This window comes from Peribacillus sp. Bi96 (assembly GCF_918698115.1).
Classification (GTDB): domain Bacteria; phylum Bacillota; class Bacilli; order Bacillales; family DSM-1321; genus Peribacillus.
Genome location: NZ_CAKKLV010000002.1, coordinates 361,439 through 377,214, shown reverse-complemented (window position 1 = coordinate 377,214; position 15,776 = coordinate 361,439). Strand labels below are relative to the sequence as shown.

Annotated in this window: 11 protein-coding genes and 1 pseudogene; 1 reads left to right on the top strand and 11 read right to left on the bottom strand. The window is 37.7% G+C overall.

Annotated elements, in window-relative coordinates; all coding sequences use genetic code 11:
* Positions 1-825: 825 nt before the first annotated feature.
* The 4 genes from LQ203_RS04230 to LQ203_RS04215 all read right to left on the bottom strand — a co-directional run bounded on the left by LQ203_RS04230 (position 826) and on the right by LQ203_RS04215 (position 3,509).
* Positions 826-1,518 carry an aspartate/glutamate racemase family protein gene (locus tag LQ203_RS04230; protein WP_230155975.1) on the bottom strand — a complete coding sequence of 231 codons (693 nt, stop codon included), beginning with the start codon at positions 1,516-1,518 and terminating at the stop codon, positions 826-828.
* A gap of 256 nt (positions 1,519-1,774) precedes the next feature.
* Positions 1,775-2,116, bottom strand: a complete 342-nt coding sequence (locus LQ203_RS04225; protein ID WP_230156149.1) for a cupin domain-containing protein — start codon at positions 2,114-2,116, stop codon at positions 1,775-1,777.
* Between the two features lie 196 nt (positions 2,117-2,312).
* A complete protein-coding gene (gene pssA / locus LQ203_RS04220) occupies positions 2,313-2,804 on the bottom strand; it encodes a CDP-diacylglycerol--serine O-phosphatidyltransferase (RefSeq protein WP_230155973.1) in 492 nt (163 codons plus the stop codon).
* Positions 2,805-2,900: 96 nt separating this feature from the next.
* On the bottom strand, positions 2,901-3,509 hold the full coding sequence (locus LQ203_RS04215; RefSeq protein ID WP_230155971.1) for a DedA family protein: 609 nt from the start codon (positions 3,507-3,509) through the stop codon (positions 2,901-2,903).
* A gap of 514 nt (positions 3,510-4,023) precedes the next feature.
* Between LQ203_RS04215 and LQ203_RS04210 the strand changes: the two genes are divergently transcribed.
* Positions 4,024-4,893 (top strand): STAS domain-containing protein, encoded by an 870-nt coding sequence (locus LQ203_RS04210; RefSeq protein ID WP_230155970.1) that lies wholly within the window; start codon positions 4,024-4,026, stop codon positions 4,891-4,893.
* Between the two features lie 636 nt (positions 4,894-5,529).
* On the opposite strand, the gene LQ203_RS04205 is transcribed toward LQ203_RS04210, so the two are convergent.
* The 7 genes and pseudogenes from LQ203_RS04205 to LQ203_RS04175 all read right to left on the bottom strand — a co-directional run bounded on the left by LQ203_RS04205 (position 5,530) and on the right by LQ203_RS04175 (position 15,119).
* Positions 5,530-7,215, bottom strand: coding sequence for a catalase (locus tag LQ203_RS04205; RefSeq protein ID WP_230155969.1), 1,686 nt, complete (start codon positions 7,213-7,215; stop codon positions 5,530-5,532).
* A gap of 283 nt (positions 7,216-7,498) precedes the next feature.
* Positions 7,499-7,953, bottom strand: a pseudogene (locus tag LQ203_RS04200) (6-phospho-beta-glucosidase); the annotation flags it as partial.
* Positions 7,954-8,102: 149 nt separating this feature from the next.
* Positions 8,103-9,017, bottom strand: a complete 915-nt coding sequence (locus tag LQ203_RS04195; RefSeq protein WP_230156148.1) for an EamA family transporter — start codon at positions 9,015-9,017, stop codon at positions 8,103-8,105.
* A gap of 1 nt (position 9,018) precedes the next feature.
* On the bottom strand, positions 9,019-9,699 hold the full coding sequence (locus LQ203_RS04190; RefSeq protein ID WP_230155967.1) for a GntR family transcriptional regulator: 681 nt from the start codon (positions 9,697-9,699) through the stop codon (positions 9,019-9,021).
* A 438-nt stretch (positions 9,700-10,137) separates the two neighbouring features.
* Positions 10,138-10,830, bottom strand: a complete 693-nt coding sequence (locus LQ203_RS04185; RefSeq protein ID WP_290370519.1) for a hypothetical protein — start codon at positions 10,828-10,830, stop codon at positions 10,138-10,140.
* A gap of 849 nt (positions 10,831-11,679) precedes the next feature.
* Positions 11,680-12,498 carry a methyltransferase domain-containing protein gene (locus LQ203_RS04180; RefSeq protein WP_230155964.1) on the bottom strand — a complete coding sequence of 273 codons (819 nt, stop codon included), beginning with the start codon at positions 12,496-12,498 and terminating at the stop codon, positions 11,680-11,682.
* Between the two features lie 407 nt (positions 12,499-12,905).
* Complete coding sequence (locus LQ203_RS04175; protein ID WP_230155962.1) at positions 12,906-15,119, bottom strand: xanthine dehydrogenase family protein molybdopterin-binding subunit; 2,214 nt, start codon at positions 15,117-15,119, stop codon at positions 12,906-12,908.
* Positions 15,120-15,776: the final 657 nt, after the last annotated feature.

The following is a 15,776-nucleotide window of genomic DNA, read 5'->3' as shown; positions in this document are numbered from 1 at the left end:
TTTAAAATCAGATGATATAATAACAATCATTTAATATTTGTTAAATCTAATGAGTCATTTGATAAAATGATTTAAAAATAAAATTGGATTGTTACAATTGAAAATTTCATATTTTGTCTCACTAAGTTAAGTATTCTTAAGATATGAGATAAAATCAACAATGAAAATATAACTTCCTATAATATATATTATGTAAACTAGAATAAAAAAATTATTATTTTAGCGATTACAACTTCAGTTCTCATATTCTTCATTAGTATCCCCTAACTTCGCTCAAGCTGCCACCTGCTTCCTATAACTCTCATGGTTCTTCCTTTAAGTTGGTTGGTTCTCATAATAGATGGTTTCAAACATAGTTCCTTCGGTTGAACTGAATAATTCCCAGGAGTTCAGTTCAAGCTGCAGCTAATTATCTGATGTACATTACCGATCATTTGACTTAGATGATCTTATATCGTCCAGGATGTGTCGTTTTGACTGAATTTGGTGTATAAATCATTAGGTGTTTGCATGAAATCCGACTACTCAGCAGGTATTCAAACACCTAAAGCTGTTAAAAATCCACCTATATATATGACCTTATTGGAGCTTCACAAATTATTGACCTATTTAGAACATCATCCGCGGCACAAAAGAATTAGTAATGAGGAATGAGACGCCAAGAATTAATAATAATGGAAGCAAGTTAATTTAGATAATCAAACGATCTTAGTTCAAAAAAAAGGGAGAAATGGACGCCTCCTCCCCTTCATCCCATTTGTCTTACCGTTATTGGAGCAGCAAAAAGTGAACCGATCGTTTCCGATATATTTTCAGCCCTTCCCATTAGTTTTCTAATGCCATATTAACAGATTCAACGGCATGAATTACCGTGGTATCAAATAAGGGTACTTCTGAATCCTCTGGTTTTACTAATAATCCAATTTCTGTGCAACCTAATATTATTCCTTCAGCTCCATCATCAACTAACCTCTTGATAACCTTTTTGTAATAATCCCTTGATGATTGTTGAATTTCCCCTAAACATAACTCTTCATAAATTACCTTATTTATTACTTTTCTTTCCTCATTATTTGGTATTAAAACCTTAATACCATTAAACTCAATTCGCGTTTTATAAAAGTCTTGCTCCATCGTATATTTAGTACCAAGTAAACCCACCGTTCTTATTCCGGCCTTTTGAATTTGATTTGCCGTCGAATCAGCAATGTGCAGGATTGGTAAACTAACTTTTTCTTCAATATATTCGATCACTTTATGCATCGTATTTGTACAAATCACAATAATTTCTGCACCTGCCTTTTCCAAAGACTGAGCAACATCCCCTAATAATTTACCAGAACTTTCCCAATCTCCTTGAGCTTGATAGCGTTCGATTTCATCAAAATCCACGCTGTATAAAATGCACTTGGCTGAATGTAATCCTCCCAATTTGTTTTTCACTTCTTCATTAATAATACGATAATATTCTAGCGATGACTCCCAACTCATTCCACCAATAAGGCCAATTGTTTTCATAAAACATTCCCCTTTTCATTTGATATATACAGAAAACCCCATTTGCATTCAAGGACTTTGTACAGTTTGGTTATTGCTTGGTTATGTATGTTTGTGTACTGTAGCAGTTTGAATAGAGATTTCCCCTCTTTATCTAAGCCTTCGAGGGCATCATAAACCCTCTTTAAATCATCCATGTCCAAATGCACGGCTTATGGATTTAAAAGGTTGTCCAAGGACGCTGGATGCCTAATAGGAGTTCGTCTCGTTATTAGTTTTAGTCCACTAAAATCCTATCACCTTTACTTGTCGGCTGAGAAGTCACCAAAAACTCAACTTCATTATTTGACTTGTTAAACATTTGGTGTGACACCAAAGGAGGAACTTCCACTCCCTCTTGCGGATTTAAAGTAATCTCTTTACCATCTACCTCAATGGTTGCTATACCTGATAAGACAAAGAAAAATTGGCGTGCGTGTTGATGATAATGTTTTATTTCAGATGTATGTGCAGGCATACGTTCATGAATGATACTTAAATCTTGATTTTTCACTACATGCCACCCATCACAATTGTCTCCCCATAAGTAATGTTCAGCATTGTGTTTACCTTTTTTCATCATTTCTATTCCCCCTAGTATTTATAATACATTCTTACGCATACCTTATGGAACTATCCTGTAGTAAAAAAAAAGCTGCCCAGCAACCCTGTTTTTGCAGGAGCTGCCTCAGCAACATATCAGCATTAAGAACATTTTTATAGTGCCTTACAACGTTTTTCAGAGGTTATTAGCTTTTTTGCAATGAATAATTAAATTAAAGTTTTTTTACCCTAATTGGACTTACCATTAAGAAAGCAAGCAATAAAGTAATCCACGCATTGCTATATAAAAAGAATCCCATACCAGCCAAAGGTAATCCAGCAGCAGGAATAGGTAATCCTTTAAAATATCCAATGGTTGGTTTAACACTAAACTTAGCTAATCTTAATGCTCCCATCGTTGGGAAAAGGATAAATGCCAAAGACGTTAAAATCGATGGTGCTGCTATCGAATGAAATAGAATGGCAGGAGCTACTCCGAAACTAATAATATCAGCCAAGGAATCCAATTCCACACCAAATTCACTGTTCACTTTTAATTTTCTTGCAACCCTTCCATCAAAAAGATCTAAAAAAGCCGAAAAGAAAATTAAAACCGATGCTACTTCCAAAAAGCCACTCATGATATAGGTAATTGATAATACACCGCACAATAAATTTCCAATCGTAAATAAATTGGGCACAGCTTTTACTATCTGATTGAACAAGGTAGTTCCCCCTGACGTCCTGGAGCATTTTCTATATATTCTTCAAACATACAATGAGTTTGACAATTAACCCGATATTTCTCCTTAAAGCGACTTTTATGAAATACCCCTTCTTAATCGATTTCTTCTCTTCCATAAAAGATAAAAGAATATTGTAAGGACCAATATACTCGTTATCAAATAAATTCTGTATGTTGAAATATACAGTTCAACATTGGTCCAATTTTCGCCTAATATCCTGCCTAGTGTGATAAAAGTAAAACTCCATATTAATGCCCCAGCATAGGCGTAAATAATAAATTTTCTAAAGGAGAAGCGATTGACAGCTGCCATATACGCTGTAAGGTGGCGTACCCCAGGAATAAAATAACCAAATAATAAAAGATAAGGTCCGAATTTCTTGAACAAATTCTTTGTTCTATTAATTTTTTGTTCGGTAATGTGAATTTTGGGTCCAAACTTTTCTAATAAAGGCAGCCCAAATTTATAACCAATGAAGTAGCTAAGCGAAATCCCCACAGTTGCTCCTACAAAGGCACTTACTATTGAAATTAAGTAAGATAATTCACCTTGAAATACATTATAACCAATATATGTAAGGAGAACCTCGTCGGGTATAGGAAGTCCTACAATACCTCCGATTAAAGCAAATATTATTCCGAAGTACCCATAATGCTCTAGAAGGTAAGTAATTTGATTTTCCACTTTTTCACTCCACCTTTTAGGTAATGTCTAATAATCATTCGAAAAGAAAGAATACGAAATGTGTGTGTGTAAACTATTTTATGTTTAGGTTAAATGAACAAAAAAATTCATGATTAAATTTAACAAAAATAAAGAGGCTGTCAATCATATAACGGGTTAGGGATGCAGCATTCCAAGTAAATAGGCTTCTATTGCTGTTTACCTTTAAGTTGATATCCTTAACTTTCGACATAGAGAACCTCTCAATCTCCTTTGGTTTATTTTCCGCTTTCAGCCGCTTCACTACCGTTTCATGAGGTCCTTTTCCCACGGTTTCACTGTTTTATTGCTAAACATTAATGAATGGCATATAGGACAATTAAAATTTACTATTAATAAGTTAACAAGCGATAATGATCTTACTTATTCTATCCCACTAACGCTAAAGTTTTTCTTTTCATTAAAGGGGGTACAGACTATATTATAAAGAGCAGGTAAAAAAAGTAATCTATATTATTGGTTGGAGGAAGCCCTTGTGAACAATGAATTAATAACGTTAGGCAAAATGATTATAGACAAGAAACATGAAATTGCCCACACTGTTCATACAGACAGAATGGCTGGAATCCAAATGACCGAACAGGAAAAAAAGGAGTTTCAACAAATAGAAGCACATATTTTGGACATTCGAGGTAATTTAATTAGCTTATTCGGTGAATCATTAATTGAACATGCTGACAATGAAAAATCCTTTCAAAAAATATTCCAATGGGGGAAAGAAACTGGGGAATACTTTTATACGCTGGGAGCACCACTTGACGAAGCGTTAAAAGATACGAGCTATTACCGAACCTATATATGGAAAGCCGTTGAGAAAGAAGTAAAAGAAAAAAACATGTCTGCATCTACCGTATTTGACGTCATCCATATCTTTGACCCCCTCTTAGACCGAGCTGTTTATAGTTTTAGCCTGACCTATGTAAAATCCTTTCAAAAAACGTTGGAAAATGCGAAAAGTGCATTTTTGGAACTTTCAGTGCCGGTTATTCCTCTTACAAAAGGTATAGGTGTACTGCCGTTGATCGGGAATTTAGATACTGAAAGATCCCATTTACTTATGGAAGAAACACTTAGTCGTTCTAATGAACTAAAGCTATCTCACCTTATCATTGACGTATCTGGAGTTCTGCTTGTTGATACGATGGTAGCCGATCAACTATTTAAAGTAATTGATGCCTTAACTCTTACTGGGGTTGAGACCATAATTACAGGAATTCGTCCAGAGGTTGCCCAGACAATGGTGAGCCTCGAAATCAATTTAACTAAATTAAACTCGAAAGCAAACCTTCAACAAGCATTCAATGAGATTCAATCACTAAAAAACCTTAATTATAACGGGTGTTAAATAAAAAATAAACAAGCAGATGTACTAATTAGTACATCTGCTTGTTTGCAGTACAACACTTACTATGATTTTATCTTACAAATGTAATAAAATCTGTGTTAGCTGGATAATGAGAAATGTTTTGAAGTTTTCTTCATTTTGTTAATTAAGTTTTACACAAATCGCTATATCACCTTCCGACCATATAGGCAATGTTAACTGTCCATTCCTTTTAATCTAGTTACCCATACTTGTTCTGCATAAAGGATATGAGAAAATAATCTTTTCAACTATTGGTTGTCACCCTCAACATTTTGTAACGTATATAGAATGCATGGATTAGCCCAATTTACATGCTCATACATCTTTTGAATTGTTTTCAATGAGTACCTCCCCCACACCATCAATCATCCGGTTTGTATAAATTCTATAAAGCAGCTCTATCCCTTCTTCACTTACCTTTCCTTTGTACAATAAATAACCTTAATATCCGTATGTAGAGTTAGTTTTTGATAGTCATCTGTTGCACATCGAGTGTTGATCGATTCACCCCTGCAGAATGATAATTATTTTGTTGAAACATATGAATAGGGTGCTATTTTTTATCATAGCACCCTCCCCTGTCACCTTTTACCATTCACCGTGATATCCAAAGAATTATTCATTTGACTGACTTTCAATTTGCCGGGTAACCCGTTCCCCCAGTTCCGCTGACGCATTATTCAGATAGGTCAGGACCATGCTTCGCGTCTCATGGGATATCCCGGCAAGATCGGCGGAAAGGTTGTTTACCAGATGTTCTTGACCCGCAGGAGACAGAGTTTGATAATACTGGCCGGCCTGTATGAAATCGTCCTGTTTGGACAGGTCGGACCTTACGAGATGACCCTCTACATATCTTCCTTCTCCGCTTGTTATAAGTGAAGCCGGCGTCCAGTCTTTCTGATCGTTAACGGGTATTCCCCGAAAATCCGGACCGATCCGCCGACGCTGTGAATCCGTGTAAATGTTTGCGCGTCCCTGCAGCATCTTATCGTCTGATAGTTCCGCTCCTTCCAAAAGATTAGACGGCGAAAAAGCCACTTTCTCTACCTGCTCCATATAGTTGTCCGGATTGCGGTTCAATACCATCCGGCCAACCGGTATCAAAGGGTACTGCCGTTCATCCCAGACCTTGGTATCATCCAATGGATCAAAGGGAAGAGTGGCCTCGTCATCAGGATTCATAAGCTGCACATAAAGCCCATATTCAACGGTCTTTCCCGCTGCAATGGTATCATACAAATCCTTGCCTGCAATATCGGGATTCTCGCTATTCCACCTGGCGGCTTCTTTACTGTCTATATACTGCTCGCCAGCAAGAGGAACCCAGTGGTATTTCAGATAATGGCGAACGCCTTGGTCGTTTCTCCAGACGTAGGTGTTCACACTATGGCCAGGGATATGGCGCAAACTTTTTACCGTGCCTGCGTCAGAATAGAGCCTGACAACAAAATGAGTGGATTCCGGCGCTCTGGCAACAAAACTCCAAAACCGTTCGGGGTCGATCAGATTGTTTTTCGGCGAGGGCAAAAAGGCTTTGATGGACTCTGGAAAACGTATGGCGTCACGTACGGAAAACACAGGAATATGGTTGCAAATCAGATCAAAAATTCCTTCTTCCGTGTAAAACTTGGTGGAAAATCCGCGCACATTTCGGGAAGTATCCGGAGTTCCTTTCGTGCTAACGGCAAGCGAAAACCTTACAGTGACTGGAACCTGCTGTCCAGGAGTTTGCAAGAAGCTAAGCTTTGTATATTCCGCCATGGAATGCATGTTCTCAAAGTAACCGAAAGCACCAAAGCCTTTGACGTGCACCGGCCTTTCTATGATTTTTTCATGGACAAAAGTCTCCAGTGTTTCATGTAAAATACTGTCTTGTTCAGTAACGGGACCTCTTTTACCTACAGTCTGTGAATGGAAAGCTGCGGGTATATCCCCTTCCCATTGTGGAGGGCTATTCCTTTTGATCGGTTCATCCTTCACAGTATCCTGCACTGATGACTTTTGAGGAATCATTTCCTTAGCCTGTATTTTTAATTTTGATATATTGTCATTCGTGGGATTTCTTTTGCCTGTTTCATCTTTTACAGTATCCTGCACAAAGGGTCTTTGTTGATCATTTTCGTTAGCCTGTATTACTGACTCTGATATATGATCATCGGTTCTTTCAGTTTCCTGATCTTGTTTTTGCATGCTTTGCTCTCGAACCGACGGACTTTTGGATATAGTTCTGTTTAGGGGCTTTGTGCTTGGTAAGGGAGATTTTGCTTCTAATTGAAACCAACCATTGTTTTCTTCCATAATCCTACCTCCCATGTCCACAATTCTTTCTGATATATTTATGTGAACTGCAAGGCAATTATGATTATATACACTAATTGGAAATGCTTATATCCATTCAACAAAATACAATTTCAGGTAGGAAATAGCAGATCGCGATTGATTTATTCTCAGTAAGCGGGTGAATGATGCTCTATGAAAATTCATATTTATTTCTATAAGGGATGACCATTTAGTAGTGGTAAAAATAAGATGACCCCTATTAACAGGGGTCATCATTTCCTATCATCACATTGTCCTAAATCTAAGATTTCACTTCATTAAACAATTGCGGCAGATCTTCTTTATGCGCTTCATGCATCTCATCCAATATTTTTTTGCGATGGTGTCTGATAGTACGAGAGGATTAATGGTCATCGCTGCTACCAATGCTTTATGATAATCTCCTGTAACGGCAGCTTCAGCAGCCATTCTTTCAAAAGATTTAATTTGCTGGACAAGTCCCCGGACTGCCACTGGCAGGTCGCCGAGGGCAATGGGTCTTGGTCCTTCCTTTGTGATCACACAGTTGATTTCGATGGCTGATTCGTCTGGAATACTAGCAATCGCTCCGTTATAACGTGTGTTAATTGGCTGTAGATCCCGCTTATCGTTATAAATTGAATTGATGAGACTGCACGCCGCTTCACTGTAATATGCTCCACCGCGTTTTTCTAGTTGAGTCGGTTTAACATTCAGTTCTGGGCCCTTTTACAATTCGAGATTCAAAAAAAGCAATTCACATGATGTGAAATTGCTTTTAAAAAACGGCGTGGATAGATATAATAACTCATTTTAACTAGATTTGTTGTTTATTAGATTTATTTAGCTTTACAAATATATACACTATGCCTATTTGAAAACCAGCTTTATTTGTTTCTTACTAACGATAAAATCGTAATGGTGATAATAATGCAAAGTGTACCAAGCCACTCGGCGAAACCGAATGTTACATTTAGCCAGATAACGGAAATAAATGTAGCGGATAATGGCTCAACCGATGCAAATAAACTAACCTCGGAAGCAGAGATGTATTTTGTACTTTCCAAATAAAAATAAAAGGCGATGATCGTCCCGAAAATGATGATGAACAGAACGGCAATAAGGGAAGAAATCGTCCAATTTCCTTCAAATGCCCATGGAGGATGAATGAAACTAAAAGCAATGCCGCCAATTAACATGCCCCATCCAACAACAATCATGGAACCCCATTTTGAAAGTAGTTTATATGGTTGCAATGTATAAAAAGCCAGTGAAAAAGCTGATGTAATTCCCCAAAACACCGCCCACCCCGATATGGAAAGTGCTCGGACACTGCCCCCTGTTACAAGCAAAAAAGTGCCTAGAATCGCTATTATCACAGCAATACTAACAGTACTGGTTGGAAAACGTTTTAAACGAAATGCTATATAACATGTGATTATGGCGGGTGCTAAGTATTGAAGAACAGTGGCAGTAGCTGCATTGCCATGTTCGATTGCTGCAAAATATGTGTATTGGACAGAAAGCATACCCAGAATTGCAAAAAGGATGATTTGGAAGCGATCAGTTTTAGCTTTCAAAATTCCCCAAACTTGTTGTTTTTCCTTTTTATACGCAAGCCCCAATAAGATAACGCCTGAGAGCAATAAGCGAACAACCGTGAGCCATTCAGGACTGAATCCTTGGCGTTGAAATAAATACTGGGCCGCAGTTCCAGATACCCCCCATAATACTGCGCCTGTAAGGACTAAAGCAATCCCTTTATTCCTTGAAGACGATAAAACTAGAGGATCGATTAGCATATTATTCTTCCCCATTTTTCTTATCCTCCTGGTGCGTTTGAATTCTATAAAAACTTTCTTTCCAATTCTTTTCTATCGTTTCAAGCACCAAAGGGAGATTTCTTTGCCTTAATGCCTTTATAATCTGATCATGTTCATCAATTGAAAGGTGAACATCGCTGACTTGATTAAAATAAAACAGTTCAATTCGTATAAGTTTTCGTTTTAGTCCTGAGAGAATCCGCTTCAATTCATCATTTGTAGAAAGATTGCTGTAAATGGAGTGAAATTCATTATCTTTCTGTACTGCAGTACTTTGATTTTCTTCGTTCATTGCTTTTTTCAGCTGCTGATTGATAACGTCCAACTCATGTATGTGTTTTTCTTCAATGATTTCAAAAACTTGTTCCATGGCTAACTTTTCAAGTGTCCACACTAGGGAATAAATGTTTAATATCTCATCGAACCGAATGGGGGACACAATGGTTGAACGACTTGGCTTAGTTTCTACAAATCCCTCATCTTCGAGCCTTAGCAATGCTTCTCTAATAGGGGTACGGCTAACTCCTAATTGTTCTGCTAATTCTTTATCACGTAATTGTTGACCTGGCAGGAGGGCCCCTTGGACAATCCAATCCATTAAAATTGTATAAGCTTCTTCACGTACAGAAGTACGATTGATTTTTTGTGTTGAATGTACCAATGACGATGTCCTCCTTATTATTTTGATTTACCTCACAATATGCAATATATCACATATTGCATATTGTGAGGTAAAGTTTTGAAAAGTTTCATTTTTTTCGGATGTGCATTACTTGGCGTATGACTCAGTCCAGGTGATCTCGTCTCTGAAGACAGAAAAAGCAAAAAATAATATTAGACACTAAAAAAGTTCATACATACCATAAATGCCAAAAAGACAACACTCCAAATCAGAGTACTGTCTTTTTGGCATCTTCTTTTTCGCAGTCCATTTAATTGGATTATTATAAAACTAATCATTTTATTCCGACTAATTACAATGCCGTATTATACCCATTCTGGATCGGTTATTGGTGGTCTTCCGATACTCTTATATCCTTAGAAAGCTTAAAACAAATCGAATCTTTTATAATTAATGAACTGTATAAAAAACTATATATTAAATAAAATTTAAATCCTTCTCTCCATTATCCATCACGATTCCTTTTACGATCTTCAACACCCCTTCGGCATCATTGAGATTAACCAATTCAACTGGAGAGTGGGAATATCTGCGCGGTGTTGATACAACCCCTACCGGTATCCCTTTATTCGCTGAAGTCAAACTTGCGGCATCCGTCGTATAGGCGTCCCCGACTAATGTCATCATTTGCAATGATACATTTACTCTAGCTGCCTGTTCTTCAATGATTTCTCGCACTTTAGGATGGATGTGGTTGAATACCATTGTTCCTCTTACCCCATCCGCAATAGGACAAGCTGGTCCATTCCCAAGGTAGACGGGAAGTGATACTTCCGTATTTATATCCGGCGTATCACCTGCTGGGATAGTATCTAGAACGATTGCATAATCTGGCTCAATTGCATTACCTACCATTGCAGCTCCCAGTTGGCCCACTTGTTCTTGAACAGTTACGACACCATACAACGTTCCAGCAAATTCCGCGCCTTTTAATTCTTTAAATAACTCTATTAATATTGCACAATGAATGCGATTATCCACTGATTTTGTACATACTAGATCTTTGTTTACCATCTCCATAAAATCACTTTGAAATACAATGTTTACTTTCTGTACACTGTGATTAAAATGAACACGCCGTACAAATGGATTTGGATGATTTGTACTCACGAAATGTTAAAACAAAGTTGATTTGATTGGAACGGAAGGTACAAGACCCCTGCGGGAATACGCGTCCAAGGGAGACCCCGCAGGCGCAATGCGCCGAGAGCGGACCGCCCGCGGAAAGCGAGTGCCTGCAGTGGAAATTAACATTCGAAACAGGTAGGACACTTGGTCTTTCAATTGAATTTAAAGCAACGGTCGGTGAAGGGGGTTATGGGTTTATACACCTGATAAATTAGTAGACCTGCTTAGGGAAAAACACAGCTTTTTGCGTTGCTATGTTTATATCTCCTCGGTAATGCACGGTGTAAAACCAGAATGTACCTATTGACTAGTTATGAAGGTGTACTTGTTTTGATGCGCATTAGCTATTGTTTCAGCTGGATTTTCGTTCCGCTCTACGGAAAAAAGCAGAAAATATCGGAGAGGAATACTTCCCTGAATTGTTGGTCATTTTTCAAAAACCAAAGCAAATCGGAGTTAGTGGAACTTTTAACCTCGCAATTTAAACTTCTGATTGCGAATGACTCAATCTTTAACGAATCTCCAAGCCCATTCAAATTCGTTGGACTATTTCTAAAAAAATGTCTTGAAAATCTCTTGGTGCTGACTGCACTCATTACAGGAATATTCTATTTCAAAAGCATCTTCACTTACCGTATGAACTGTCTCTTTTTTACACGTTTCACAAAATCTCTTTTCGGTAATTTCTTTCATTTATCACTCACACTCCGTTTTCTCTTCATTTTTTGTAGGCTTGTTAATATATTTTGCGAATAACTAAAATAAAAATACCTTTTTCCTGAAGTTCCTCAAAAAGAGGAAAAAGTATTCAGGAAAAAGGTACCAAGATATTCAATTACCCTTCGGATTCCAATACATCAAAGCGGCATGAAACGGATATTCGTATTCGAAAACTCCATCTTTTTCCTCGACATATTTATCAAGGATTGTTTTTACTTCATCATGAGAAAAGTCCTCATCTAGAATTTTTGTCGTATTTTCGCGGTACAATTCTTCATATGTAGAATAGATTTTTTTGCTTTTCAATTTCACGATCTTACAGTCCGCCAGTATTCCAAGTTGATACAAAACATTCAAGATGTGTATGTAATCTCGCTTTCTTACATTAATTGTATATCCTCGTTGCTTCAATTCCATATAATGAGGTTTTTCTGGTCCAGTTGTCATACCCACGATAACTAAACGGGTTGCTGACTCATTCATTTTTAATAAGGTATGGCCGATTTCTTTCATACGGTAATAACAATTAAAACCAAAAACCACATCATATTTGTCTCTTTTGGTCTCACTTTCCCACTTATCATGAATCAACTCCATGTTTTCGAAACCTTTCACGTTCGCCTGGGATTTCAAAAAACTGATAATGCTTTTTGAACTATCCATGCAAGTTATCTTCTTGACTTCTTTTGCAATATCAAATGTATAATTGCCCCACCCAGGGCCGATTTCCAATACATGATCGTCGGTTTTTAATAAAGCCATTAACTCTTGCTGCACCAGTTTTGCATAAGGATCTGGTTCATGTTGTTTTTTTCCTGCAACCCTGGAGGACCAAAAAGCTTCTTCTGCTGCATCATCTTTTAGCCTGTTAGGTATTTTTCCTGTATGATCTACCATTGCCTGTCTCCAAAGCTCAATATAATCAGTCATTTTTTCTCCTACCTCAGAATTCATGTACTTTTACGAATTCTCTTTAATTGTTCTGCCGCTTTGTTGCATATTGAAGGTGCTCCCGTTTTAGTTATGGATATGTTAAAAGTCTTTGTTATAATAATTTTCTCAGAAATTCCGAGTGGTAAATGATAATCAAATTCATTTTTTCAAAACCTTTTCTCCTTTATCCACACTTCTCTACATTATAAGTTCTAATCTTTAAGTATCACTGATTATATTTACCCATTTTATTACAGGTATTTGTTTAGTTCCTTTCATAATAGAGGTGTCTATTAACGTGAGAGCATTAGTTGATGCAGTGGTCATTTAAGAGGTTAATGAACTGTTCTTTAAAAAACGTTCCCTACCCCTTAATTATTACGTTTATTTGTCCGAAATCATCGCTATGTGAAACCATATGTTTTGGCGTAGAGGCAAAGTCCTATGATAGTAGGCAATTGTGGTGTATCTACAAATTCACAAATATATTCAGGGTTTTCTCCATATCTTAACGGCCTATAAGTTCTGAATTGAGGATTCAACACTCTGCCCAGGCGATCAAAATAGAAGGTTTCACGCCCACCAAAAGCTAAGCCCATGCTCATTGCACCCATTATTTGCCCTTCTGCAGTTTTTTGATTCAAAACCCTTCCTGCATCAATGACAGATACTGCCCTTATTATCTTGTACGTATATTCACTTATGTCATACTCTATTTCTACTCCTTGTGCACCAACGGTCCATTCAGGGCCTGGTTTGCCTGCACCTGTATCGGGATTCAAATTTGTAATGTGTGGAATGGTATAATACCCTCTGCCGATTATCTGACCTCCAACTGAACTTCCATCAGGATATGTATACCCATATACAAGTTGGTTAAAAGGAATCTCCATATTTGGTTCCCCTCTGACATAGACCTTCTCATGACCAAGGACGATGTCTTCAACGGGTACTCTTAACACACTGGAAGCGAGTTTCTTTACTTGTAAAAGTGCATCTTCAGCAGCCTTGATCGCTGCTCTCCCTGCCATGAAAGTCCCACGGCTTGCGACAGTTTTCCAATGTTCTGGAGTATTTTGAGTATTTACCTCCATCTGAACGTTAACTCGATCAATATCGAGCTTTAATATATCTGAGACAATCTGGGCCAATACCGTTTTCGTTCCAGTACCGATTTCTACTAATCCTGATATAAGGTTTACACTTCCATCAGGATTAAACGTTAAAATGACACCAGATCCGGCGTTGGTATCAATTGTAGAAGTCTTCCATATACAAGCAACCCCTTTTGCCCTTATTTTCTTTTCGTTTATTTTAACTAACTGACCCTCTTCCCAATTCATTTTCTTCTTTAGCACTTGTATACACTTAGGTAGATTACCTACCGAGCTAGAATTTAATTGAACTTGCGTCGGGGTGGAATCCCCTGGGAGTATGGCATTCATTTCACGAAGTTCAAGTGGATCCATTCCGAGCTTTTTTGAGAGAGAATCCATAGTCCGCTCAAAGGCAAATAATACTTCTGAATGCGCAAACCCACGATAAGGCGAAGCGTATGGATGATTTGTATACATACAAAGTGAATCACACCAAATATTTTCAATATGGTAAGGGCCCGTGCAATCAACTGCTCCAGCACGACTTAGATCAGTGGCCTTGTCGGCATAAGCTCCTCCATCCCATAAATACGTCATTTCAGCCATCTTTAGCAAACCAGATTGTGTACAGCCTAATTTCACAATAGCGTCTAGTCCGATATGACAAGGTGATGTCAAAATATCCTCTTCGCGACTATTTTCAACTTTTACTAACCTTCCATTAACGGCCTTTGACGCGATATAGGCTAATAGTTCAAGCTGTACCGAGGCTTTGCCTCCGAATCCGCCTCCAACAAGTGGAGTGTTTACGATGACGTTCCCGATTTCCACACCAAAGTAATCACTAATCAAACGCTTAATCATGAATGGAGCTTGAGAAGATGAAGTGATTATGACCTTACCGTCTGAGTGAATTTCTGCTAAAGAACATCTTGTTTCCATGGCTGCATGATCAGAAGGAGAAAAAGAAAACTTTTCTTCAATAATGATTTCGCTCTGTTGCCAACCTGTTGTTTTATTTCCTTTCCTGATTTTTGTTCGATTTGCTATATTTGTCCCAGGCTCGGGAAATACCTCGGAAATTTTTTTATAGGATTTTAAATCCGGATGCAGTATCGGAGAATTAGGTTGAAAGGCTGATGTTGGTGAATTGATAACAGGTAAAGGATCATAAATCACTTGAATGGCGTCTGCAGCCATTTTTGCTTGTTTCGGTGTTTCAGCAACAACAAGTGCGACAACTTCTCCATGATATCGGACTTTATCTTGAGCTATGGGGTACCGATCTCTAATTTCTTCTCCTGTTAACGGTAAATTCCCACCAGTAATAATAGCTCGAACACCAGCAACTTTTTGAGCCTTCGTTTTGTCTATATTTTTGATATGTGCATGTGCATAAGGACTAATTACCTTTTTAACATGGAGAATTTTTGTTTCGTTATGGTCCCCAGTGTAAATCGCTTGCCCCGTGACCTTATCCCATGCATCTTTACGAATTACCCCTTTTCCGATAATATCCATATAGATCTCCTCGTTATCAATATTATTTAATGGTTATCTATTTTTTCCAAAATAAGTATTCTTTCATATTGTCAATGTCAACAAACCATTATTCCTCATATAAAGGAACAAGTTTCCCAACTTCTCTCTTCTCCATAAGGATCTATTTTGCACCTTGGTCTCCTGGTAAATGGTTCATTTCGGAAAAAAATCTATATCAATTAGAATGGGAGGTTGTAAACTAGAAGCAACAAAGGCGTAATTGTGGTTTCTTTTATACATTTCGATGAGTTGATTTGTGGCCGTCACCCTGACTATAGGGTTTACATCCAATCCAGCTCCAAAAATGACTAAACGGAATTTTTGTGTAGTCATTTGCCTATATATGTAATGAACATTTATTTTTTTGGATTCCATGATACATTCATGCTCTGTTTGGCAGTCTGTTGTTAATAAGTTCCAATCAACTCTAATACTTCCGATGAATGATTGTCTTACCTTCTTTGATAGAATTCAACATACAAGAAAGGTTTTCTTTCCATGTTTGGTCACGTACTCAAGCAATATACAGTTCCGTTACAACCTGTCCCAACTCCAGATACCTTCACGCAAGGACGCTGAACCTTCCATAAGAACCATATAGCCCATACACATTCCGTTGAGGTCGATGGAGCCTCT